The following is a 22656-nucleotide window of genomic DNA, read 5'->3' as shown; positions in this document are numbered from 1 at the left end:
GATTTCACACGATCAGCCTGGTGTGGGCCGATGGCGGCTCCGCCGGACGGCTGGTGACCTGGGCGAAGACCGTGCTGTCGATGACCGTGCAGGTCGTCCAGCGGACCGATGACCTCACCGGCTTCCACGTGGTACCGCGCCGCTGGGTCGTCGAACGCACCTTCGCCTGGATCAGCAAGCACCGCCGCTGCGTCCGGGACTACGAGACGCTCCCAGCCCACCACGAAGCCATGATCCACATCCCGATGATCATGACGATGTCCCGTCGCCTCGCTCGGACGGGCGACTGGTGAACTCAGTTTGAAGACGCTCTCTGAGTCGCGTGTGGACTCAGAGCACCGGCTTCGGCGGGACACCCCTACGAGATCACCACGTCGTCGGTTGCCCGCCCTGGTCGAGCGGCATGAGGCGTGGGAGGCGAGCACCAGGGCCGACGGGGGATGCTGGAGGACGTGTCCTCCGCTTCCCGCCGCAGCGCCGCGCTCACCACCGCCCTGACCGTCGCCGCGCTCGCCGGCCCCGTGGCCTGGGTGACGCGTGCCGCCTGGGGGCTGCCCGCCGCGCTGGGCGCAAGCCGCCGGAAGCTGCGGCCCACGGTCGCCGGCTCGCCGCTGTTCAGCGAGGGCAAGTTTCACAACACCCTGCCCGGCCCGGCCATCCCGCCGACCAGCGCGCGCAAGGGCCTGCTCCGGCAGATGCACGAGGACCGGCGCAAGGGTCTGCCGGCCGGCCCGGTGCCGGTGGTCCGCCCGGAGCTGCCCGAGCAGGCCGCCGAGCTGGCCGTCACCTGGTTCGGCCATTCCAGCGCGCTGCTGGAGGTCGACGGCCGGCGGGTGCTGGTCGACCCGGTCTGGGGCGAGCGGGTCTCGCCGTCCCCGCTGCTGGGCCCCAAGCGGCTGCACGAGGCGCCGGTGCCGATCGCCGACCTGCCGCAGATCGACGCGGTGCTGATCAGCCACGACCACTACGACCACCTCGACCTGTCCACGGTCCGCGCGCTGGTGCGCAGCTCGACGGCGCCGTTCGTCGTCCCGGTGGGCGTCGGTGTGCACCTGCGTGGGTGGGGCGTGCCCGAGGACCGCATCGTGGAGCTGGGCTGGGACGACGCGACCACCGTCACCGAGCTGACCTTGACCTGCACCGAGGCCCGGCACTTCTCCGGCCGCTCCCTCGCCCGGGACACCACGCTGTGGTCGTCCTGGGCGATCTCCGGTCCCCGCCACCGGGTCTACTTCGGCGGCGACACCGGCTACACCCCGGCGTTCGCCGGGATCGGCGCCCGGCTGGGTCCCTTCAACCTCACGCTACTGCCGATCGGGGCCTACAACGAGGCGTGGAAGGCCATCCACATGGATCCCGAGGAGGCGCTGCGCGCGCACGGCGACCTCGGCGGCGACGTGCTCGTGCCAGTGCACTGGGCCACGTTCAACCTGGCCTTCCACCGCTGGGCCGAGCCTGTGCAGCGGCTGGCCGCCGGCGCCATCCGCGGCGGGGTACGGCTCGTCGTCCCCCGGCCCGGCGAGCGGGTCGACGTGCTGGCCCCGCCGGCGCTGACCGACTGGTGGTCGGCCGTGGGGTCCGCCGACGACCTCCCAGCGGGCGAGCCCGCCACGCTGCCGGGGCAGGTCAGCCCGCAGGGGTGATCCCGTCAGGCCCGCGGCGGGTTCCCGGCGGTCCCCCAGCCGAGTGGGGCCAGGACGTCGGTGAGCTCCGTCAGGTCGGCAACCTCGTGCTGGGGCTGCGGGCCGGCGGGGTCCACCCGATGCCCCGGCCGTCGCACCCGGACCACGACCAGCCCGGCCTCCAGCGCACCGCGGGTGTCCCGGGCCGACGCCGGGACGTGCACGTCGACCCCGGCGTCGGCCGCCCGCCGGTACAGCCGCGGGTGCGGCTTGTAGGCGCGCAGCCGCTCGCTGGTGAGAACGGCGTCCGGGTCGGACAGCCCGGCGACCAGGGCGGCGACGCGCGTCCGGGCGAACAGGTCGTCGTCGACGTTGGACAGCACCCCGACCCGGTGCTGGCGGGCGATCACCGGGAGGGCAGTCGCGACGTCGGGCCACAGCGGCCAGTCCGGCAGCGAGCCCAGTAGCGCCGCGGTGTCAGCGGCCACGGTCGCGGCGTCGGCGTCCAGACCACGGGCGGCGTAGCTGGCGGCCAGCGCCCGCCAGCAGTGCTCGGCGAAGGGCACCCACGGGGCGCCGTCGTCGTCCGGGGTGTCCTTCTGGCTGGCCTTGTTCCGGGCGTCCCAGTCGTCGTAGAGGTCGGTGCCCGCGACGTCCCAACCGTGACCGGCAGCGATCGCGCCGAACGCCGCCGCCCCCCCGCTGCGGGCGTCGATCAGCGCGCTGAACAGGTCGAAGGTCACCCAGGCCATGTCACCCATGGTGACGCACGAGGGTTGATCATGCGCGGGGTGGGCATCCCGGTGCCGACGATCCAGTCCGTGGGTCGACCAGGAGGACCCCATGCCCGGCCACCGCCGAGACGACGAGCCCGACGACGACACCCGCGCCATCCCCGCGCCCGCGGGCGACGCGCACGGCAGCACGGTCGCCGGCGCACACGCCGCGCCGGACGCCGCCGACCGCACGCCGACCGTGGCCGGCGCCGGGGCGCCCACCGTGCCCGCCGCCAGCGCAGCGCCGGACGCCCAGATCACCGACATCCGGACCGGGGACATCCACACCCCGAGCACGGGGGATCGTCCGGGCGAGGGCACCTCGGCAGCCGATCGCACAGTTCCCACCGTCGACCGCACGCCGACGACACCGGCACCGACACCGGCGCCGACCGTGACCACCCCGGTCGCCGCCGCACCGATCGCCTCCCCGGCGGACTCGGAGCTGGCCCCGGCGACGCGCACCCAGGTCGTGGCCGCCCAGAAGGAACGCTTCGGCGGCATCTCCTGGGGCTCGGCCTTCTTCGGATGGCTGTCGGCCAACGGGGTAGCGGTGCTGCTGATCGCGGCGCTGTCCGCGGCCGGGGTGGTCTTCGGGCTGACCTCGGGCCTGGACACCGCCGACGAGGCGGCCGCCCAGGCGACCACGATCGGCATCGGCGGGGGCATCACGCTGCTGGTGCTGCTGTTCCTGGCCTACCTGGCCGGCGGGTACGTGGCCGGGCGGATGGCGCGCTTCGACGGCGTGAAGCAGGGGGTCGCCGTCTGGGTGATCGGCCTGGTCGTCGTCCTGCTGCTGGCGCTGGCCGGCCTGGTGTTCGGCGCGCAGTACAACGTGCTGTCCTCACTCGACCTGCCGCGCATCCCGATCGACGAGGGCACCGCGACGACCGCCGGGATCATCGCGCTGGTCGCCGTGCTGCTCGTGACGCTGCTGGCCGCCGTCCTGGGCGGTCTGCTGGGCGCCCGCTACCACCGCAAGGTGGACAGGGTCGGGTACGCGGCCTGAGTGGTGGGACGGGCGCGTTTTCCGCGCCCTCCCGCTCCACTAACGCAACAGCTTGGACATCCGCCGGTCGGCCAGCGGCTTCCCACCGGTCTGACAGGTCGGGCAGTACTGCAGCGAGGTGTCGGCGAAGCTGACCTCGCGCACGGTGTCGCCGCAGACCGGGCAGGGCAGGCCGGTGCGGGCGTGCACCTGCAAGCCGGAGCGCTTCTCCCCCTTGAGCGTGGCCCCCCGCTGGCCCACCTGCCGCGCCAGGGCGTCGGTCAGCGTGGTCCGCATCGCGTCGTAGAGACGGACCAGTTCGTCGTCGGTGAGCTTGTCCGCCGACTTGAACGGCGACAGCTTCGCGGTGTGCAGGATCTCGTCGGAGTAGGCGTTGCCGATGCCGGCGGTCAACGTCTGGTCCGTGAGCGCGCCCTTGAGTTGGCCGTGTCGGCCGGCCAGCAGCGCCGCGAACTGGTCACGGTCCACGCTCAGCGCGTCCGGGCCGAGCCGGGCGATGCCGGGGACGTCGGCCGTCGTCCGGACGACGTAGACCGCCAGGCCCTTGCGCGTCCCTTGCTCGGTGAGGTCGAAGCCGTCCGGCGGGGTGTCGTCCTCGGCCGGGCTCAGGTGCACCCGCAGCGCCAGCGGGCCCTTGCCCGGCTTCGGCGGTGCCGGCGGCAGGGCCGTGCGCCAGTGCAGCCAGCCCGCCCGGGCCAGGTGCACGACCAGGTGCAGGCCGGAGACGTCAAGGTCGAGGAACTTGCCGATCCGGGAGGCCCCGGTGAGCGTCAGCCCGCCGAGCGCCGACAGCGGCGGGTCGAAGGTCTTGATCGCCTGGACCGATGTCAGGTCGACCCGCGTCACGACTCGGCCGACGGCGTTCTCCTGGAGGAACGCGGCCAGCGCCTCCACCTCGGGCAACTCGGGCACGCGCCGATCATCCCCGCTGCAGCGGCCACTGCGCGGGTCAGGTCACCCGATCGGGGCGGCCCCGTCCGGAGGCTCGCCCCGGGCCTGCGAGGGGTGGGGGGACGGGGTCCTTTCTCAGGTGAGGTCGGCGTCCTCGTCGAGCTGCACGGTCGCGCCCGGCTCGGCCCGCGCCGACTCCTCCACCGCCGCAGCGACCGCCGTCGACACGGCCGGGTCGAAGACGCTGGGGATGATGTAGTTGGCGTTGAGCTGGTCGTCGCGCACGATCGCAGCGAGCGCGTCCGCGGCGGCCAGCAGCATCCCCGGGCGGATCTCCTTGGCCCGGGCGTCCAGCAGCCCCCGGAAGACGCCGGGGAAGGCCAGCACGTTGTTGATCTGGTTGGGCAGGTCCGACCGGCCGGAGGCCACCACGGCTGCGTACTGCCGGGCGCGCACCGGGTCGACGTCCGGGGTCGGGTTGGCCATCGGGAAGACCACCGCCCGCTCCGCCATCCCGGCCAGCGCCTCGACCGGGATCACGTTGGCCGCGCTGACGCCGATGAACACGTCCGCGCCGACCAGGGCGTCGGGCAGGCCGCCGCGCACGCAGCCGGGGTTGGTGCGCCGGGCCAGGTCCAGCTTCGCCGGGGACAGCCGGTCGTCGTCCGGGGAGAGGATGCCCTCCCGGTCCCAGACCAGCACGTTGCGGGCACCGGCCTCCAGCAGCAGCGAGACGATCGCCGTGCCGGCCGCGCCCCCGCCGGCGACGGCGATGCGCACGTCCTCGATCACCTTGTCCACCACCCGCAACGCGTTGCGCAGCGCGGCCAGCACGACGATCGCCGTCCCGTGCTGGTCGTCGTGGAAGACCGGGATGTCCAGCTTCTCGCGCAGCCGGGCCTCGATCTCGAAGCACCGCGGGGCGGAGATGTCCTCCAGGTTGATGCCGCCGAAGCCGGGGGCGATCAGCTCGACGGTGCGGACGATCTCGTCGACGTCCTGGGTGTCCAGCGCGATCGGCCAGGCGTCGATGTCGGCGAACCGCTTGAACAGCGCCGCCTTGCCCTCCATCACCGGCATGGAGGCGCCCGGGCCGATGTCACCCAGGCCCAGCACCGCGGACCCGTCGGTGACCACGGCGACCGTGTTGCCCTTGATGGTGAGCCGTCGGACGTCCTCGGGATGCTCGGCCAGCGCCACGCAGACCCTGGCCACGCCGGGGGTGTAGGCCATGGACAGGTCGTCCCGGGTCTTCAGCGGGACCTTGGAGCCGACCTCGATCTTGCCGCCCAGGTGCAGCAGAAACGTGCGGTCGCTGACCTTGCGGACGTGCACGTTCTCGACCGAGTCGAGGGCGGCCACGACCTCCTCGGAGTGCGGGGCGTCGGCGGCCGAGCAGGTGACGTCGACGGTCAGCCCGTCGGGTCGGGACTCGACGACGTCGATGGCGGTGACCGCGCCGCCGGCGCTGCCTACGGCGGTGGCGATGCGCCCGATGCTCGAGGGGTCGCCGTCGGCAGAGAGCCGCACGGTGATCGAGTAGGACGCCGAGGTGACCGGACCGCGGACCGGGACCGCCGCGGTGCTGCTCTGCTGGATGTCGGTGCTCATGGTGGTCCCATCCTGGCACCGGCGACGCCCGTTTTCCACTGAGCGGCGGGATTGTTCCGCATCGTGGGACGTCTAATCGGACAGTTGCGTCGCCCGTTGCTCCGCCCGCGCCTTGAGACCGGCGGCGAACTGCCGGAAGGAGGGGTTGAGGTCCGGGACCGAGCGCAGAGCCAGCGCGGTCAGCGGCCCGCTCCCCTGCTCGCGGACGACGAACTCCGTGCTGCCGTCGGCCTGCGGGTCCAGCCGGAACGTCCGTTCGGCGGTGAACGAGCCCAGCGGCAGGCCCCGCTGCCAGCGCATCGCCTCGGCGGGGCGGATCTCGGTAACCGTCCAGCGGGTGCGGTCGCCGTGCGAGACGGTCGGCAGGACGACGAGCTCCCGACCGAGTGCGACCACGCCGTCGACCCGGTCCACGCCGGAGTCCCAGTCCCGCCAACTGCCGGCGTCCACCAGTACCTGCCACACCTGCTCGGCGCCGGTGTCGATCCGGATCGCTGCCTCGAAGGTCTTCACCCACGCGAGTCTGCCGCTGGTCACTGTCCCGGGGAAGGGCGGCGCAACTGTGGCGGGTCGAGGTCCAGCGTGGCGCCGGTGCCGGCGGCGGCCGACAGCCGGGCCGCCCAGCCGGCCAACGCGGCGTCGTCCACCCCGAGCCGGGCGGCCTCGCCGGTCGCCGCGCCCAGTGACCGGGCGCCGCGGTCGAGCAGGGTGACCGCGCCGACCCGGTTGCCGCGGGCGGCGTGGGTGAGCCCGACGGCCAGCTGGGCCAGCGCCCGCCACAGGTCCCGCTGGGACTCCGGTCCGGTCTTCCACGCGTCCTCGAGTACCTCGTGGGCGTGGAACGGGCGGCCGGCGTCCAGCAGCTCCTGCGCCTCGGCCAGCGTCTCCGCCGGCGTCCGGACGACGCCCTCCGGCGCGCGCGGCTCGCCGACCGCACCGTGCGGCAGCGGCCGGCCGAGGGCGTCGCGGGGCCGGCCGTTGCGTGCCCGCCCCTCGGCGTCCCGGTCCCGGGGCGGGTTCACCGGTTCACTCCAGAACGGTGGTCAACCGGACCTGCACCCCGGTGCCGTCCGGCGTGATGTCGACGTGGTCGCACAGCTGACGGGCCAGCCACAGCCCCATGCCGCCCAGCGAGAGGTCGTCGCCGTGGGCAGGGCCGTAGCCGATGAACGGGTCCTCGAACCCGGCGCCGCGGTCGGTGATCGTGCAGACCAGCCGCTCCGGGCTGGCCCACAGCCGCAGGTTGACCGGGGGCCGGCCATGCCGCAGCGCGTTGGTGGTCATCTCGTCCACGGCGAGCAGGAAGTCCTCCAGCGCCGGTTGCGAGCCCGGGGCGACCGTGGCGTCGGCGGCCCGCTCGGCCAGCTCACGCCGCAACCCCCGCAGGTCCCGGACGGCGTCGGCCTGCAGCAGCGGTTCGGTGTCCTCCAACGGCTCGGCGGGCACCGGCAGCGACTCCAGGAAGTCCTCCGGCTCCATGTGGTCGGGGTTCGAACGCTCCCCGACCTCCATGACCAGCACCGGGTGGGTGGCCCGCGCGGCACCGACCAGCGGCTGCGGCACCCGCCGGGTGTCGGTGACGCACAGCGTCAGCACCAGCTCGTCGGCGACCTCGTGGTCCAGCACGGCCTCGTAGCGCTGCCACTCCCGCCAGGTATCCGGGTCGGGGCCGGCGAACGGCTCGAGGACCACCCGCACCAGCGGGGATCCGGGGGTGCGATGCCGTTCGGCGAGCCGCCGGACGGCGGTGACCGCGGCGGCCGCGCCGCTGCCGAACACGTCCGACCACTCGGCCCACTGGGTTTTCGGGTAGTCCCGCAGCGCTGCTCGCAGCAGCGCCGCAGTCTCCTCGGTGCACGCGACTACGACCGGCTGACCCGCGGCGAGGCCTGCGCGAACGAACGCCTCCACCCCGGTGACGAGGTCGGCGTCCGTGTCCGCGATCAGTGCGCGGTGCCCGCCGGACCCCGTTGCCCCGTCCATGCGCGCGAGCTCCCGTCCGTGCCGTTCGGGCTGCCTGAGCGGCAGATGTCCGCTCGCTCCCTACCCGGCGTTCCACGTCCTAGGCCTCGACCTCCCCGACCGGGTGAGGGCGTCTCCCGCGGGCAACGCCCGGGGACAGGTTGCTCGCGACCGGGTTTCGTGGAGGATGGAGGGTGAGGACGGCCCCGCCCACGGCGCGTGCCGCCCCCGCACCGACCCGCGGTCGACCTCGACCGGTCCGGACCTGGAGGGGGTGGCCGATGGCCGCAACGGCGAGGATCTCCGATCCCGTCCCACTCGACGACGTCGATCGGGACGACGTCCCGCTCGACCTGGACGCCGCCCGGGCGCACGTCGCCGCGACGGCGCTGCGGCCGGCGCCGCCCGGTCCGGTGGGGCTCGAGCTCGAGTCGCACCTGGTCGACCTGGGCGCGCCGGAGGTGCGGGTGCCCTGGGACCGGGTGACCGCCGCGGTCGCCGCCCTGCCCCCGCTGCCCGGGAGCAGCCGGGTCACCCTGGAGCCCGGCGGCCAGGTGGAGCTCTCCGGCCCGCCGCAGGCCGACGTGACCGCCGCGGTGGCCGCATTGCGGGCCGACACCCGCGTTGTCCGTGCCGCGCTGCGGGCAGCGGGGCTCGGGCTGGCGCCGGTGGGGACCGACCCGTGCCGGCCGGCCCACCGGGTGAGCCCGGGGCCGCGCTACGCCGCGATGGAGCAGCACTTCGCCGCCGTCGGCTGCCTGCCGGCGGGCGCGGCGATGATGACCTCGACGGCGTCCCTGCAGGTCAACCTGGAGGCTGGGCCGGCGTCCGGCTGGGCGGAGCGGGTGGCGCTGGCGCACGCCCTCGGACCGGTGCTGGTGGCGGTCTCGGCCTGCTCGCCGCTGCTGGCCGGCCGCGAGACAGGCCGGCGGTCCAGCCGGCAGCACGTGTGGGGCGAGCTGGACCAGTCACGCTGCGGTCCGCTGCTGGGCCGGGACGCGCCGGCCGCCGAGTGGGCCGAGTACGCGCTGGCCGCACCGGTGATGCTGGTCCGCGACCGGTCCGGGGGCTTCGCACCGGTCCGCGGCCGCACGTCCTTCGCCGACTGGGTCACCGGGGGCGGCCCGGGCGGTCGGCGCCCCACGGTCGCCGACCTCGACTACCACCTGACCACACTGTTCCCCCCGGTACGGCTGCGCGGGTTCCTGGAGATCCGCTACCTCGACGCCGCGCCCGAGCCGTGGTGGCCGGCGCTGGCCGCGGTGACGGCGACGCTGCTCGACGTCCCGGCCGCGGCCGACGCCGCCGCGGCCGCCACCGGGCCGGTGGCCGGCGCCTGGGACCGGGCCGCCCGCGCCGGACTGGCCGACCCGGCACTGCGCACGGCCGCGACCGCGTGTCTCGCGGCGGCCGTGCGGCACGCCCCGGCCGGCCTGGCGCGGGAGGTCACCGCCCTGGCCGAACTGGTCGGCCGGGGGGCCAGCCCCGGCGACGAGCTGCTGCACACCGCCCGACGGAGCGGCGCCGCCGGCGCCCTGCACGCCGCCACCCACGACCCCGAGGAGGACACATGACCGAGCTCGCGAGGTCATCTGAAGACACAGCGCCGTCGGGCGGCGCCGACGAGCGTCAGCGAGGAGGAGCCGTGCCCGACCTGAGGGCCCAGCTGGCCCACGACCTGTCCACCGCCCGCGACCGCACCCTGCTACTGACCGGCCACGACCAGCCGGAGCTGCTGCGCCAGCACTCCCCCTTGATGAGCCCGCTGGTCTGGGACCTCGCGCACATCGGCCAGCAGGAGGACCTGTGGCTGCTGCGCGGCGGGGACGCCCGGTGCACCGGGCTCCTGCCGCCGGACGTCGAATCGCTCTACGACGCGTTCACCCATCCACGGGCGGCGCGGGACCGATTGCCGCTCCTTCCGCCGGTGGAGGCCCGGGCCTTCTGCGCCGAGGTGCGCGGCCGGGTGCTCGACCGGCTGGACCGGTTCGGCCCGGACGACGACCCGTTCGACGTCGCCATGGTGGTCAGCCACGAGCAGCAGCACGACGAGACGATGCTGCAGACCCTCCAGCTGCGCACCGGCCCGGCGCTGCTGGGCCCCGGCATGCCCCTGCCCACCGGTCGGCCGGAGCTGGCCGGGACGACGGTGCTGGTGCCGGGCGGGGAGTTCACCCTCGGCGTCGACGGGATCGACGAGCCGTTCTCGCTGGACAACGAGCGCCCCGCGCACACCGTCGACGTCCCGGCATTCCGGATCGGGCGGGTGCCGGTCACGAACGCCGAGTTCGCCGCCTTCATCGATGACGGGGGATACGACGAACCCCGCTGGTGGTCCGAGCGCGGCTGGCAGCACCGGCGGGAGGCCGAGCTGACCCGGCCACAGTTCTGGGGCCCCGACGGCACCCGGACCCGGTTCGGCCTCGTCGAGCAGCTGCCGGCCGACGAGCCGGTGCAGCACGTGACCGCCTTCGAGGCCGAGGCGTACGCGGCCTGGGCAGGAGGCCGCCTGCCCACCGAGGTCGAGTGGGAGAAGGCGGCCGCCTGGGACCCGGCCACCGGGCAACGGCGCCGCTTCCCATGGGGCGCGGCCGACCCGGCCCCGGAACTGGCGAACCTGGGCGGGCACGCGCTGCGGCCGGCGCCGGTGGGCGCCTATCCGGCCGGCGCCTCTGCCTACGGCGTGGAACAGCTGATGGGCGACGTGTGGGAGTGGACGTCCTCGTCGTTCCGGCCGTGGCCGGGGTTCGCCCCGATGCTGTACGCCGATTACTCCGCACCGTTCTTCGACGGCGACTACCGGGTGCTGCGAGGCGGGTCGTGGGCGGTGGGGGCCTCGATCCTGCGGCCGAGCTTCCGCAACTGGGACCACCCGGTGCGCCGCCAGGTGTTCAGCGGCGTCCGACTGGCGTTCGACGCCTGATGTGCCGACACCTGGCCTGGCTCGGGCAGCCCCGGTCGCTGGCCTCGCTCGTGCTGGAGCCGCCGTCCTCGCTGCTGGTGCAGTCCTATGCGCCCCGCCGGCAGCGGCACGGCACGGTCAACGCCGACGGCTGGGGGGTCGGCTTCTGGGCTGCCGGCCGGACGGAGCCGGCCCGCTGGCGGACGGCGCAGCCGCTGTGGGGGTCGGCGTCGTTCGCCTCGGTCGCCCCGGTGGTCTCGGCCGGGTGCGTGATCGCCGCCGTCCGGTCCGCCACCGTCGGCATGCCGCTGGAGGAGAGCGCCGCCGCCCCGTTCACCGACGGCCGCTGGCTGCTGTCGCACAACGGCCGGGTGGACCGGTCGGTACTGCCGGCGGCGCGGGACGCCGAGTCGACGGTGGACAGCGCGCTGCTGGCCAGCCTGGTCTTCGCCCGCGGGCTGGCCGCGCTGGGCGCGACCGTGACCGAGGTGGCCGCCGCCGACCCCGATGCCCGGCTCAACCTGCTCGCCGCCGACGGCACCCGCCTGCTGGCCACCACCTGGGGCGACACGCTCTCGGTGCTGGTCACCGACGAGGGGACGGCGCTGGCCAGCGAGCCATGGGACGACGACCCGCGCTGGTCCGACGTCCCCGACCGAACCCTCGTCGAGGTAACCCCCGACGGCGTGACCTGCACACCCTTGACACCACTGGAGCCTTCGTGACCCTCACGCTCACCGACCACCTCGGCCCGGTAGACGCCGGCGCCGCCCTGCGCGCCGACGCGCTCGCCGGGCTGACCGCGACGCCCAAGAGCCTGCCGCCCCGGTGGTTCTACGACGAGCGGGGCAGCGAGCTGTTCGACGAGATCACCCGCCTGCCGGAGTACTACCCGACGCGCACCGAGCGGGCGCTGCTGGCGGCGCACGCCGGCGACATCGCGGCCGCCTCAGCCGCCGACACGCTGGTGGAGCTGGGCAGCGGGACGTCGGAGAAGACCCGGCTGCTGCTTGCGGCGCTGACCGGGGCCGGCACGCTGCGCCGGTTCGTGCCGGTGGACGTCGACCCCTCGGTGCTGCGGGCGGCCGGGACGGCGATCACCGCCGAACACCCGGACATCGCCGTCGACGCAGTGGTCGCCGACTTCACCACCCACCTGGACGAGCTGCCCCGGGGCGGCCGCCGGCTGGTCGCGTTCCTCGGCTCCACGATCGGCAACCTGGAGCCGGGCGCGCGGGCCGAGTTCCTGGCCGGCCTCGCCGGCACGCTCGCCCCCGGCGACTCCTTCCTGCTGGGCACCGACCTGGTCAAGGACGCCGACCGCCTGGTCCGTGCCTACGACGACGCCGCCGGGGTCACCGCGGCCTTCAACCGGAACGTGCTGGCGGTGCTCGACCGCGAGCTCGGCGCGGACTTCGACCCGGACGCCTTCGCCCACGTCGCGCTGTGGAACGCCGAGCACGAGTGGATCGAGATGCGGCTGCGTTCCCGGCGGGCGCAGGTCGTGCACGTGCCCGCCCTGGACCTGGAGGTGCGGTTCGCCGAGGGCGAGGACCTGCGCACCGAGGTGTCGACGAAGTTCCGCCGAGCCGGCGTCGAGTCGGAGCTGGCCGCAGCGGGGCTGCGGCTGACGCACTGGTGGACCGACGAGGCGGGCGACTTCGCGCTGTCCCTGTCCACTCCCACCCCCTGACGGGCTTCTTCGGGCTCAAGCCCCGGGCCTTTTCGGGCTCAGGTCCCCGTTGCCTACCGTTGGGCGCTGTGACGACCCTCCCGCACGACGACCTCGCGGCCACCTGGCGGAACGCCCGGCCCCGCGCCGCCGGCATCCACCTGGACACCGCAGCCTGCAGCCGCCAGAGCACCGCCGTGCTGGACAGCGTGGCCCGGCACGCCCGGCACGAGGCAGAGATCGGCGGCTACGTGGCCGAGGTGGCCGCCGAGCGGCTGCTGCAGCAGGGCCGCTCGGTGCTGTCGGGGCTGGTCGGGCTGGCCGCCGCCGACCTCGCCTTCACCGAGAGCGCCTCGGCGTCGGTGCGCACGCTGTTCTCCCGGTGGCGGCTGGCGCCCGGCAGCACGGTCGCGGTGCTGCCCGGGGAGTACTGGCACAACCTCGCCGTCCTCGCCGACGCCGGACTCGTGCCGGTCGTGCTGCCCGCCGACGGCGACGGCCGGGTTGACCTGGCCGCCGCCGAACGAGTGCTGCGCGACTCCCCGCCCACGCTGGTGCACGTGACCCTGGTGGCCAGCCACCGGGGCGTCGTCCAGCCCGGCCGGGAACTGGCCGCGCTCTGCCGGGCCGCCGGCGTCCCACTGGTGCTCGACGTGGCGCAGGCGCTGGGCCACGTTGACTGCGACCTGGGTGCCGACGCCGTGTACGGCACCTCCCGCAAGTGGCTGGCCGGCCCGCGCGGCGTGGGCTTCCTGGCGATGCGACCGGCGGTCACCGCCCGACTGACCCCGGTGGTCGGCCCGGCACTGTACGACAACGGCGGCCCGGACGTCGACCACGCCCGCTGGTACGAGTCGCACGACGCGCACGTGGCCGGCCGGGTCGGTCTGGTCGTCGCGGTCGGCGAGCACCTGGCCGCCGGCCCGCACCGGGTGCGCGAGCGGCTCGCGGCATTGGGTCGGGCCACTCGCGAGCGGCTGGACGGGCGCGGCGGGTGGTCGGCGGCCGAGCCGCTGGACGAGCCGACGGCGATCACCACCATGCGCCCACCGGCGGACGTCGACGTCCCGGCGACCGTGCGCCGGCTGCGGGAGACCGCCGGGATCGTGGTCACCGGGATCGGCGAGGAGCGAGCGCGCTCCGAGCTCAACGGGCCGGTGCTGCGGGTGTCGCCGCACGTGGACGCCACGGTGGAGGAGCTCGACGCCCTCGCCGTCGCCCTCGTGTCCTGACCCCCCAGGCATAGGAAGCTCTACACCCGGTTTCCGACGAAATAGTGGGTGGATAGCTTCTTATGCCTCGTCAGGCCAGCGCTGCCTGCATGCGCGCCGACACCCGCCGGTGGACGGCGAGCTGCTCGTCCAGCCCGGGGTGCACGGGGACGCCGTCCTCGACGACGAACCGGCCGCCGACCACGGTGTGCCGCGCCGCCACCGGGCCGCAGCGCAGCCACGCCTCGACCGGGTCGGACAGCGCCCCGGCGAACCGCACGCCCTCCAGCGACCAGACGGCCAGGTCACCGCAGGCGCCGACGGACAGCTGACCGATCTCCCCGGTCCGCCCCAGGCACTCCGCCCCGCCCCGGGTGGCCATCTCCAGCGCGTCCCGGGCGGACATCGCGGCGGCGCCCTGCCGCAGCTTGCCCTGCAGCATCGCGATGCGGGCTTCCAGCCACAGCGACGCGGAGTCCGCCGACGCCGAGCCGTCGACCCCCAGGCCGACCGGAGCGCCGGCGGCCCGCAGCTCGGCGACCGGGGCCAGCCCGCTGCCCAGGATCATGTTCGACGACGGGCAGTGCGCGGCCCCGACCCGCGCGGCGCCCAGCCGGGCCACCTCCCCGGCGTCGGGCCACACCACGTGCGCCAGCCAGACCCGGTCGCTCATCCAGCCGACGTCGGCCAGGTAGTCGACCGGCCGGCGGCCGAAGGTCTCCAGGCAGAAGGCGTCCTCGTCAGCCGTCTCGGCCAGGTGCGTGTGCAGCCGGACGTCGAGGCTCTCGGCCAGCTCGGCCGTCCGGCGCATCAGCGACGTCGAGACGCTGAACGGCGAGCAGGGAGCCAGCGCGATCCGGGTCAGCGCCGTGGCCGAGCGGTCGTGGTACGCCTCCACCAGGCGCTGCGACTCGGCCAGGATCTCGTCGTCGTCCTGGACGACGGAGTCCGGCGGCAGGCCGCCGTCCTTGACGGACAGCGACATCGAGCCGCGGGTGGGGTGGAACCGCATGCCCAGCTCGCGGGCGGCGGCCACCTCGGCGCTGATCAGGTCCCCGGCACCGCGCGGGTGCACGTAGAGGTGGTCGGTGCTGGTGGTGCAGCCCGACAGCGCGAGTTCGGTGAGCCCGACGAAGGCGCTCACGGAGGCAGCCTCCTCGTCCAGCCGGGCCCACAGCGGATACAGCGTGACCAGCCAGTCGAACAGCCCACCGGTCAGCGCGGGGGCGTAGGCGCGGGTCAGGTTCTGGTACAGGTGGTGGTGGGTGTTCACCAGGCCGGGGGTGACCAGGCAGCCCCGGGCGTCGACGCGGCGCAGTGCCTCGGGCTGGGGGACGCCGGGGCCGCCGAGCGCGCTGACCACGCCGTCGGTGACCGCCACCCATCCCCCGGCGACCTCCCGGCGGCCGTCGTCGACGGTGGCGATCAGCTCGGCGTCGTGCACCAGCAGGTCAGCGGTCTGCATCTGGTGCATCCTGCCGACCGGCTGGAACGGTCGTGCGTCCGGTGGGTCCGGCCGGCCGGACCCAGCGGGGATCAGAACGCGCCGGCCAGCAACCGGCCGGCGCCGGGGATGGCGGGCGTGTGGCCCAGCGCGCGGAGCACCTCGAAGACCGTCGCCGTCGCCGCGGTCACCACCGGCAGCCCCAGCTCGTCCTCGACCCGCTGGACTGCGGCCAGCGACGGCATCTGCACGCAGGCGGAGAGCACGATCGCCTCGGCACCCTCCCGGCGCAGACCGCGGGCGATCTCCAGCAGCCCTTCCGGGTCCAGCCGGCCCACGGCCAGGTTGTCGGGGACCTCCAGAGCCACCGCGTCCACGACCTCGACGCCCTCGGCCTCGATGTACTCGCGCACCAGCTGGGTCAGCGGCGCCATGTAGGGGGTCACGATGGCCACCCGGTGGGCGCCGATCGCCTGCAGGGTGCGCACCAGCGCACCGGCGCTGCTCACCACCTCGGCGGGGTGCCCGTTCGCGCGCGCCGCCTCGGCGATCACCTGCTCGGACTCCTTGTGCGCACCCGGGCCCTGCGCCATGACGGCGACCAGGCAGGCGTAGGCGATCACGTCCACGTCGGCGTCGGAGACCGCGGTGGCGCACTCGGCGGCCTTGCCGACCATCGCGGCGAGCTCGTCGGCGTTGACCTGCTTCATCCCCGCGCGAGCCGAGTGGAACGTGTAGCGGTGCCCGGTGGCGTCGCTCTGCCGGCGGAACAGCTCCGGCAGTTCGGTCTCCATCGTGGTGTTGGAACTCGGCACGATCAGCCCGACCCGGGACGAGCCGGCCGCCTTGGGCGCCGGGGGGTCCTCGCAGGTCGCGGCCTCGACCGCTGTCGTCGTGTCCATGCTCATCAGTACCAACTCCTCGTCGAATCGGTCCCCCGTCGCGGGGGCGAGATGTGCGCCGGTGTCCCCGGCGTGCACGTTCCCGCTCCATGGTCGGCGCCGACGGCGTCGCTGACCACCCGGGGACAGGCGGTCGCGCGGCTCGGGCAGGACCTCCAGCACCCGACTCATCGCCGTCGGGAACAGAACGCGGCTACGGTGACCGTCCGCCGGGCTCTCCCGGTGACCACCGACGAGGAGCGACCATGGACTTCCTGCAGCCCACGACGTGGGCCGAGGCGCTGGAGGCGAAGGCCGCCCATCCCGACGCCGTGGCGGTGGCCGGGGGCACCGACGTCATGGTGGGCATCAACTTCGGTCACCTCCGCCCGTCGCTGCTCATGGACCTCACCCGGGTCGAGGACCTGCAGGAGTGGAGCATCGAGGACGGCGCGGTCCGGCTGGGAGCCGGCGTCAGCTACGCCCGGGTCATCGCCGAGCTCGGCACCCAGCTGCCCGGCCTGGCGATGGCCTCCCGCACCATCGGCTCCCCACAGATCCGCAACCGCGGCACGGTCGGCGGCAACCTGGCCACCGCCTCGCCGGCCGGCGATGCGCATCCGGCGCTGCTGGCCGCCGACGCCCAGGTCGAGGTGGCGTCGGTCCGGGGCAGCCGCCGGATCCCGGTCCCCGACTTCTATACCGGAGTCAAGCGGAACGCGATGGACGCTGACGAGCTGATCACCGCCGTCCTGGTCGTCCCGCCGAGCGGTCCCCAGCAGTACAGCAAGATCGGCACCCGCAACGCGATGGTCATCTCCGTCGCGGCGTTCGGCCTGGCGTTGCACCCCGACCGCCGCGCCGTCGGGACCGGGATCGGCTCGGCGGCGCCGACACCGCGCCGCGCCCCGGCCGCCGAGCAGTTCCTGGCCGACGAGCTGACCGGCACCGGGCTGTGGGAGTCCCGCGCCGAGCTGCCCGCAGCCACGGCCGGCCGGTTCGGCGAGCTCGTTGCCGACGCCGCCTCACCCATCGACGACGTCCGCGGCAGCGCCCGCTACCGCCTCCATGCGCTGTCGGTCATGGCGTGCCGCGCGCTCACCTGGGCGTGGGCGGACTACCGCACTGACACCGGGAAGGAGGTCTGACGTGCGTCTGATCTGCACCGTGAACGGCACCCAGCAGCAGGTGGACGACGTCTGGGAGGGCGAGAGCCTCTTGTACGTCCTGCGTGAGCGGATGGGTCTGCCCGGGTCGAAGAACGCGTGCGAGCAGGGCGAGTGCGGGTCCTGCACCGTCCTCCTGGACGGGCTGCCGGTCTGCGCGTGCCTGGTCGCCGCCGGGCAGGCCGAGGCGCGGCAGGTCGAGACCGTCGAGGGGATGGCCGACGGCGGGGCGCTCGACCCGGTGCAGCAGGCCTTCCTCGACGCCGGCGCCGTCCAGTGCGGCTTCTGCACGCCGGGGCTCCTGGTGTCCACCCGGGACCTGCTCCAGCGTTCCGGCCGGCCCAGCGACGCCGAGACCCGTGAGGCCCTGGCGGGGAACCTGTGCCGGTGCACCGGCTACGAGAAGATCCTGGACGCCGTCCGGCTGGCCGCGGACCGGCTGGCGCAGTCCGGCACCGGAGGGCACCGATGAGCACCCCGACCCCGACCCGGACCCCGACCGGGGCGCCGGAGCACCTGACCGGCCCGGGCCGCGGCGGGGTCGGCGACGACGCCCAGCGCCCCGACGGCGTCCTCAAGGTCCGCGGCGAGTTCGCCTACGGCAGCGACCTGTGGATGGAGGACATGCTCTGGGGGGTCACCGTGCGCAGCCCGCACCCCTACGCCCGCATCCGCTCGATCGACATCGGTGCGGCGCTGGCCACCCCCGGGGTCCGCGCCGTCCTCACCGCCGACGACGTGCCGGGCGAGAAGGTCTACGGGCTGGAGCTCGCCGACCAGCCGGTGCTGGCTCTGGACGTCGTCCGTCACCAGGGCGAGCCGGTGGCGCTGGTCGCCGCCGACCATCCGGAGACCGCGCGGCTGGCCGCCTCGAGGATTCACGTCGACTACGAGGTCTGGGAGCCGATCACCGACGCGCGTGCGGCGCTGGGGCACCCCACGTGGAACCAGGTGCACGACTCCGCCGCCGAGGTCACCGAGCTGAGCCGGGAGAACGCCCACCTGCACCCACAGGGAAACCTGGTGCGGCACCTTAAGATCCGCACGGGCGACCCCGCGCCCACCGCCGACGTGGTCGTGGTCGGCGAGTACGAGGTCGGCATGCAGGATCAGGCCTTCCTGGGCCCGGAGTCCGGCCTCGCCGTCCCCGCCGAGGACGGCGGTGTCGAGCTCTACGTCGCCACCCAGTGGTTGCACGTTGACCAGCGGCAGATCTGCTCCGCCCTCGCGCTGCCCCCCGCGAAGGTGCGCCTGACCCTGGCCGGCGTCGGCGGTGCGTTCGGTGGCCGCGAGGACCTGTCGATGCACGTGCACGCCTGCCTGCTCGCGTTGCACACCGGCAAGCCGGTGAAGATGTCCTACAACCGCGAGGAGTCCTTCTTCGGCCACGTCCACCGCCACCCGGCCACCATGCGCTACGAGCACGGGGCGACCCACGACGGGCAACTGATCTACGTCAAGGCGTCCATCTACTTCGACGGCGGCGCCTACGCCTCCAGCACCCCGGCCGTCGTGGGCAACGGCGGGACCATGGGCATCGGCCCCTACGTGGTGCCGAACGTGCACGTCGACTGCTACGGCGCCTACACCAACAACCCACCGTGCGGCGCCATGCGCGGTTTCGGGTCGGTGCAGACGGCCTTCGGCTACGAGTCGCAGATGGACGCGCTGGCGGCCGAGCTGGGCATGGACCCGGTGGAGCTGCGCTGCCGCAACGCGATGGAGGAGGGGTCGCCCACCCCGACCGGCCAGGTCATCGACAGCCCGGCACCGGTCGCCGAGCTGCTGCGCCGGCTGGAGGCCATGCCGATGCCCACCCGGGTGGACGACGGCGAGGTCGACCTGCGCGACATGCCTGGCGGGGTCTCCAACACCACGCACGGCGAGGGCGTCCGGCGCGGGGTGGGGTACGCGGTGGCATACAAGAACGTCGCCTTCTCCGAGGGCTACGACGACTACTCGACCGCCCGGGTGCGGCTGGAGGTCGTCGGCGGGGAGGCCAGCGCGACCGTGCACACCGCGGCGGCCGAGGTGGGCCAGGGACTGGTGACCGTCGAGCAGCAGATCGCCCGCACCGAGCTCGGGGTCAAGCAGGTCACGGTGCACCCCAAGGACACCGCCGTGGGCTCGGCCGGGTCCACGTCGGCCTCCCGGCAGACCTACGTCACCGGCGGGGCGGTCAAGGCAGCGTGCGAGAAGGTGCGCGCGCAGGTACTCGCCCGTGCCGAGCGGCTGGTCGGACGGACCGTTCCTGACCTGCGCCTCGCCGGTGGCGCCGTGGTGTCCGACGCCGAGGACATCGCCGTCCCCCTGGTCGACGTGCTCGGCGACGAGGCGCTCGAGGAGACCGTGGAGTGGCACCACCGCCCCACCGAGGCGATCGATCCGGAGACCGGCCAGGGCTTCGCGCACGTGCAGTACGCCTTCTCCGCGCACCGGGCCGTCGTCGACGTCGACACCGAGCTGGGGCTGGTCAAGGTGGTCGAGATGGCCTGCACCCAGGACGTCGGCAAAGCGATCAACCCGCAGGCGGTTCTCGGGCAGATCCAGGGTGGGACGGCGCAGGGTCTCGGGCTGGCCGTGATGGAGGAGATCCTGCTCAAGGACGGCAAGGTCCGGAACCCGTCGTTCACCGACTACCTGATCCCCACCATCCTGGACATGCCGCCCATGCGGATCGAGGTGCTGGAGTACGCCGATCCGCACGCCCCGTACGGCCTGCGCGGGGTCGGGGAGGCGCCCAACATCTCTTCCGGCCCGGCGGTGCTCGCCGCGATCCGCGCCGCCACCGGCCTGCCGCTGACCCGCGTCCCGGTGCGGCCGGAGCACCTCACCGGCCTGTAGCCCCGCCCCCGGCCCCGTCCCGGGCCCCGCCCTGAGCTCGCGAAGGGTGGGGGAGGACGGGGTCCTTCAACCGTCGAGCAGGGCGGCGACGGGGGCGGCAGCTCGCCGGTCAGCGGGCGGGCACCGATCAGCCGGCCCGCCTCCGCCGCGTCGACGCCCAGCGAGCCGAGCACCTCCAGCGCCTGGACGTCGGGCAGCGCGGCGAACCAGCGCCGTCCCAGCTCGGCGCGGCCTGCGGGCGTGGGGCGCCCCCACAGCCGCAGCCGGGCCATGCCCCCGTCGGGGAAGACGTCCATCCGCACGCTGCGCACACCCGGGGTCGGGGAGCACGAACCGGTGCCGGGGGTCGGGCTACAACCGCGTGCGCGGGGAGCAGCTCGACCCCACCGCCGTCGCCGGTGCGGCCGGTCAGCGACGTCGCAGCCGGCGCGTTGCCAAGGAAGCGCGAGGTGTCCAACTCGGCCAGGGTGACCACGCCCTCGCAGGCCAGCGCTACGTCCACCCAGTCGTTGCCCTCCCCGCGGCGGCGGGCGTTCTCCCAGCCCTCGCCCATCGACCGGGCCAGGCCAGGCCAGGCCAGGCGACCAGCTGGTGCGGGCTGCCGTAGAAGGCGTTGCTGACCCCGGTCACCCGCCCGCCGTTCTCCAGCGCGGCCAGGTCGAACGGGCCGGCGTCGACCAGTCGGGGATCCGGGACGACGGTGCCGTGCACCCGCAGCCGGGCACCCCGCCGTCCGGGTGGATGGTCAGCCGCACGTGGGTGACCCGCCGGTCGGAGTCGACGGAGAAGGTGTTGGCGGTGTCCCCGGCCAGATCCGACAGGGGTAGCAGCGGCTCCCACGTCGCCCGGGTCAGTTCGTCGACCGATGGGTGCCCCTCGACGGCGGCGTCCTCGAGGGAGGCCCGCGGTGGGTAATTGCCGGTGAAGAATGCCGTGTCGACGACGACGCCGGCCACGATCCCCGCCATACCCAGCCGGACGATCGCCCAGTCGTGCCCGGGGCTGCGCCGCCGCCCGGTCTCCCAGCCGTCGTACTCCTTGCCCTTGTGCCCGAACCCGGTTCGCGCGACGGCCGGGTGCGGCAGCACCAGGTTCTTCCGGGCGGCGAAGAACTCGTCGTTGGCGGCGACCACGGCGCCGCCGAGGGACCTGCCGGCGAGGTCGGGGAGCTGCCGGGGGTCGACTATCGGTCTCCAGATCGGGTCGGGGAGTTCGCGGGTCACTCTGGCACGACCGGGTAGGGGAGGCGGACAACATCCGACACTCCTTGGGAGGCACCATGACCAGCCCCGACGACGACCGCCAGGCCCGCGCCAAGCAGCACGTCGAACAGTTGCCCGCGGAGACCGCGCTCGGCAACGCCGATCCGGCCGGTGGGGTCGACGAGGACCCGAAGATCTTGGACCGGGCAGCCGAGGAAGAGCGGCAGAAGTAGGCCGTCAGGCGCTCCCCGGTCGAGCAGCCGGCCGAGCGGGGCGCCGTCCGGCTCCACGACCTGCCCTCGCAGGCACGACCGCCGCACGACGCCGGTCAGTTCGCCACCGGCGTAGGGCGTCACCGGGTGGCGGTGGTGCAGGGCGCCCACCCGCCCATTCCTCGTCGGGAGCGAACGCCACCAGGTCGGCGTCCCAGCCCACCACGATGCCACCACTGGCCGGCAGCCCGGCCACCCGGGCGGGCGCCGCGGACATCCACCGGACGACGTCGGTCAACCCGAACCCACGCGCACCGGTCCACACCGCAGGCAGTGCCACCTGGAGCCCCGCGATGCCGCCCCAGGCCAGCCCGAAGTCCCCGACGTCCAGCCGCTTGAGCGCAGGCAGACACGGCGAGTGGTCGCTGACGGCTCGTAGCCGGTGACCGCGGCGACCACCCCGTCGGTGACGTGCCCGGCGGCCGGCTGCTCACCCGTGGGCAGCACCACCCGCCGGGCGCGGACGACGAGCGAACTCACCGGGCCTCCTCCGGAGCCGGGGCGCCGTACAGGCATGTCGGCCGGGTGATCGTGTCGCGCACGTGGCGCTCCTGCTTGTAAGTGGACAGCAGCACCGCGGTCGGCCTTCAGAAGACGGCGCGGTTCGTCGACGGAGTCCGGACGCCGACCGGTGACCGTTCGGCTGCCCCGGACGGCGCGGACGTTTCGAAGCCCCATCGTGAGCCCTCGCACCGGACATTGCCGTACTGACGGAACCGGGCCGCCTCCGGGGGGACCAGCAGCCCAGTCCGCGCTCAGCGCCGACAGCGAGGCGTCGGTCCTCGCTTTCGGCGCTGAAAGCGGCAATCCGTCCCGTGCTTCGGCTCCGGTGTCTGGACATGCGAAACGGGGCCACAGCTGATGCTGTGACCCCGTTTCGTGAAGGATGTCCGGCGGCGTCCTACTCTCCCACCCGGTCCCCCGGGCAGTACCATCGGCGCTGAAAGGCTTAGCTTCCGGGTTCGGAATGAGACCGGGCGTTTCCCTTTCGCCATGACCGCCGTAACACTGTGAAGATTGAGACCCGGCCTCCGGCCGCAGAAACGCCGAAGTCGGGCCTGGAACCAGGGTTCCGCACCTTCAGAACCGCACAGTGGACGCGAGACAACACTCATAAGACAACACATCGATGAAGAAGTGTGTGGTCAAGCCCTCGGCCTATTAGTACCGGTCAGCTCCACGACTCACGCC

Annotated in this window: 22 protein-coding genes and 1 rRNA gene; 12 read left to right on the top strand and 11 right to left on the bottom strand. The window is 74.2% G+C overall.

Translation table 11 applies throughout. From position 1 onward, the window contains the following. Nucleotides 1-293, top strand: a 293-nt coding sequence (locus BLW04_RS21395) for a transposase (protein ID WP_139306953.1), incomplete at its 5' end; no start/stop codon positions are given. 159 nt (nt 294-452) lie between these two features. Continuing rightward, nucleotides 453-1643 carry an MBL fold metallo-hydrolase gene (locus BLW04_RS21390; RefSeq protein WP_254781858.1) on the top strand — a complete coding sequence of 397 codons (1191 nt, stop codon included), beginning with the start codon at nt 453-455 and terminating at the stop codon, nt 1641-1643. 5 nt (nt 1644-1648) lie between these two features. On the opposite strand, the gene BLW04_RS21385 is transcribed toward BLW04_RS21390, so the two are convergent. Next, nucleotides 1649-2374: an HAD family hydrolase gene (locus BLW04_RS21385; protein WP_091547197.1), complete on the bottom strand. Its 726-nt coding sequence runs from the start codon at nt 2372-2374 to the stop codon at nt 1649-1651. Nucleotides 2375-2465: 91 nt separating this feature from the next. On the opposite strand from BLW04_RS21385, the gene BLW04_RS28795 reads away from it, so the two are divergent. Continuing rightward, nucleotides 2466-3407, top strand: coding sequence for a hypothetical protein (locus BLW04_RS28795; protein ID WP_254781857.1), 942 nt, complete (start codon nt 2466-2468; stop codon nt 3405-3407). Nucleotides 3408-3446: 39 nt separating this feature from the next. Here BLW04_RS28795 and BLW04_RS21375 read toward each other — a convergent pair whose 3' ends face one another. From BLW04_RS21375 to BLW04_RS21355, 5 genes are all read right to left on the bottom strand, one after another. Continuing rightward, nucleotides 3447-4319 (bottom strand): Fpg/Nei family DNA glycosylase, encoded by an 873-nt coding sequence (locus BLW04_RS21375; protein ID WP_091547187.1) that lies wholly within the window; start codon nt 4317-4319, stop codon nt 3447-3449. Nucleotides 4320-4433: 114 nt separating this feature from the next. Beyond that, nucleotides 4434-5909, bottom strand: coding sequence for an NAD-dependent malic enzyme (locus BLW04_RS21370; protein ID WP_091547184.1), 1476 nt, complete (start codon nt 5907-5909; stop codon nt 4434-4436). A 72-nt stretch (nt 5910-5981) separates the two neighbouring features. Further along, nucleotides 5982-6422: an SRPBCC domain-containing protein gene (locus BLW04_RS27020; protein ID WP_175484192.1), complete on the bottom strand. Its 441-nt coding sequence runs from the start codon at nt 6420-6422 to the stop codon at nt 5982-5984. 20 nt (nt 6423-6442) lie between these two features. After that, nucleotides 6443-6931: a DUF309 domain-containing protein gene (locus BLW04_RS21360; protein ID WP_091547178.1), complete on the bottom strand. Its 489-nt coding sequence runs from the start codon at nt 6929-6931 to the stop codon at nt 6443-6445. A gap of 4 nt (nt 6932-6935) precedes the next feature. After that, nucleotides 6936-7892 carry a sensor histidine kinase gene (locus BLW04_RS21355; RefSeq protein WP_091547176.1) on the bottom strand — a complete coding sequence of 319 codons (957 nt, stop codon included), beginning with the start codon at nt 7890-7892 and terminating at the stop codon, nt 6936-6938. 260 nt (nt 7893-8152) lie between these two features. Here BLW04_RS21355 and egtA point away from each other — a divergent pair, with 260 nt between their 5' ends. The 5 genes from egtA (at nt 8153) to egtE (ending at nt 13677) form a co-directional block, all read left to right on the top strand. Further along, nucleotides 8153-9445 carry an ergothioneine biosynthesis glutamate--cysteine ligase EgtA gene (gene egtA / locus BLW04_RS21350; protein ID WP_091547174.1) on the top strand — a complete coding sequence of 431 codons (1293 nt, stop codon included), beginning with the start codon at nt 8153-8155 and terminating at the stop codon, nt 9443-9445. A 71-nt stretch (nt 9446-9516) separates the two neighbouring features. After that, nucleotides 9517-10794 carry an ergothioneine biosynthesis protein EgtB gene (gene egtB, locus BLW04_RS21345; protein WP_254781856.1) on the top strand — a complete coding sequence of 426 codons (1278 nt, stop codon included), beginning with the start codon at nt 9517-9519 and terminating at the stop codon, nt 10792-10794. After that, nucleotides 10794-11498 carry an ergothioneine biosynthesis protein EgtC gene (gene egtC / locus BLW04_RS21340; RefSeq protein WP_091547171.1) on the top strand — a complete coding sequence of 235 codons (705 nt, stop codon included), beginning with the start codon at nt 10794-10796 and terminating at the stop codon, nt 11496-11498. Before egtB ends, egtC begins: the two co-directional genes overlap by 1 nt. Continuing rightward, the gene (gene egtD, locus BLW04_RS21335) at nt 11495-12466 is read left to right on the top strand and encodes an L-histidine N(alpha)-methyltransferase (RefSeq protein WP_091547169.1); all 972 of its coding nucleotides are present in this window, start codon (nt 11495-11497) and stop codon (nt 12464-12466) included. The genes egtC and egtD overlap by 4 nt, the downstream gene beginning before the upstream one ends. A gap of 68 nt (nt 12467-12534) precedes the next feature. Continuing rightward, on the top strand, nt 12535-13677 hold the full coding sequence (gene egtE / locus BLW04_RS21330) for an ergothioneine biosynthesis PLP-dependent enzyme EgtE (RefSeq protein ID WP_091547167.1): 1143 nt from the start codon (nt 12535-12537) through the stop codon (nt 13675-13677). Between the two features lie 70 nt (nt 13678-13747). Here egtE and BLW04_RS21325 read toward each other — a convergent pair whose 3' ends face one another. After that, nucleotides 13748-15121 carry an 8-oxoguanine deaminase gene (locus BLW04_RS21325; protein ID WP_091547166.1) on the bottom strand — a complete coding sequence of 458 codons (1374 nt, stop codon included), beginning with the start codon at nt 15119-15121 and terminating at the stop codon, nt 13748-13750. Between the two features lie 71 nt (nt 15122-15192). Continuing rightward, nucleotides 15193-16080: a maleate cis-trans isomerase family protein gene (locus BLW04_RS21320; protein ID WP_254781855.1), complete on the bottom strand. Its 888-nt coding sequence runs from the start codon at nt 16078-16080 to the stop codon at nt 15193-15195. A gap of 167 nt (nt 16081-16247) precedes the next feature. On the opposite strand from BLW04_RS21320, the gene BLW04_RS21315 reads away from it, so the two are divergent. From BLW04_RS21315 to pucD, 3 genes are read left to right on the top strand one after another with little or no spacing between them, the layout of a single operon-like run. Continuing rightward, nucleotides 16248-17129, top strand: a complete 882-nt coding sequence (locus BLW04_RS21315) for an FAD binding domain-containing protein (protein WP_091547164.1) — start codon at nt 16248-16250, stop codon at nt 17127-17129. A gap of 1 nt (nt 17130) precedes the next feature. After that, nucleotides 17131-17619: a (2Fe-2S)-binding protein gene (locus BLW04_RS21310; protein ID WP_091547162.1), complete on the top strand. Its 489-nt coding sequence runs from the start codon at nt 17131-17133 to the stop codon at nt 17617-17619. Continuing rightward, nucleotides 17616-19991: a xanthine dehydrogenase subunit D gene (gene pucD, locus BLW04_RS21305; protein ID WP_175484191.1), complete on the top strand. Its 2376-nt coding sequence runs from the start codon at nt 17616-17618 to the stop codon at nt 19989-19991. The genes BLW04_RS21310 and pucD overlap by 4 nt, the downstream gene beginning before the upstream one ends. A gap of 127 nt (nt 19992-20118) precedes the next feature. Here the strand turns inward: pucD and BLW04_RS28790 are convergent, their stop codons facing one another. Both BLW04_RS28790 and BLW04_RS28785 read right to left on the bottom strand, forming a co-directional pair. After that, the gene (locus tag BLW04_RS28790) at nt 20119-20544 is read right to left on the bottom strand and encodes a hypothetical protein (protein WP_254781854.1); all 426 of its coding nucleotides are present in this window, start codon (nt 20542-20544) and stop codon (nt 20119-20121) included. Between the two features lie 73 nt (nt 20545-20617). Then, complete coding sequence (locus tag BLW04_RS28785; RefSeq protein WP_254781853.1) at nt 20618-21214, bottom strand: hypothetical protein; 597 nt, start codon at nt 21212-21214, stop codon at nt 20618-20620. Nucleotides 21215-21270: 56 nt separating this feature from the next. On the opposite strand from BLW04_RS28785, the gene BLW04_RS27725 reads away from it, so the two are divergent. Then, nucleotides 21271-21426, top strand: a complete 156-nt coding sequence (locus BLW04_RS27725; protein ID WP_217631167.1) for a hypothetical protein — start codon at nt 21271-21273, stop codon at nt 21424-21426. 927 nt (nt 21427-22353) lie between these two features. Here BLW04_RS27725 and rrf read toward each other — a convergent pair. Beyond that, nucleotides 22354-22470: ribosomal RNA gene (rrf, locus tag BLW04_RS21290) — 5S ribosomal RNA — on the bottom strand. Nucleotides 22471-22656 lie beyond the last annotated feature (186 nt).

Origin of the sequence: Modestobacter sp. DSM 44400, assembly GCF_900107175.1 — a bacterium.
Taxonomy (GTDB): Bacteria; Actinomycetota; Actinomycetes; order Mycobacteriales; family Geodermatophilaceae; genus Modestobacter.
Note: the sequence above shows the minus strand (reverse complement) of the source record. Positions and strands in the feature narration are given on the sequence as shown.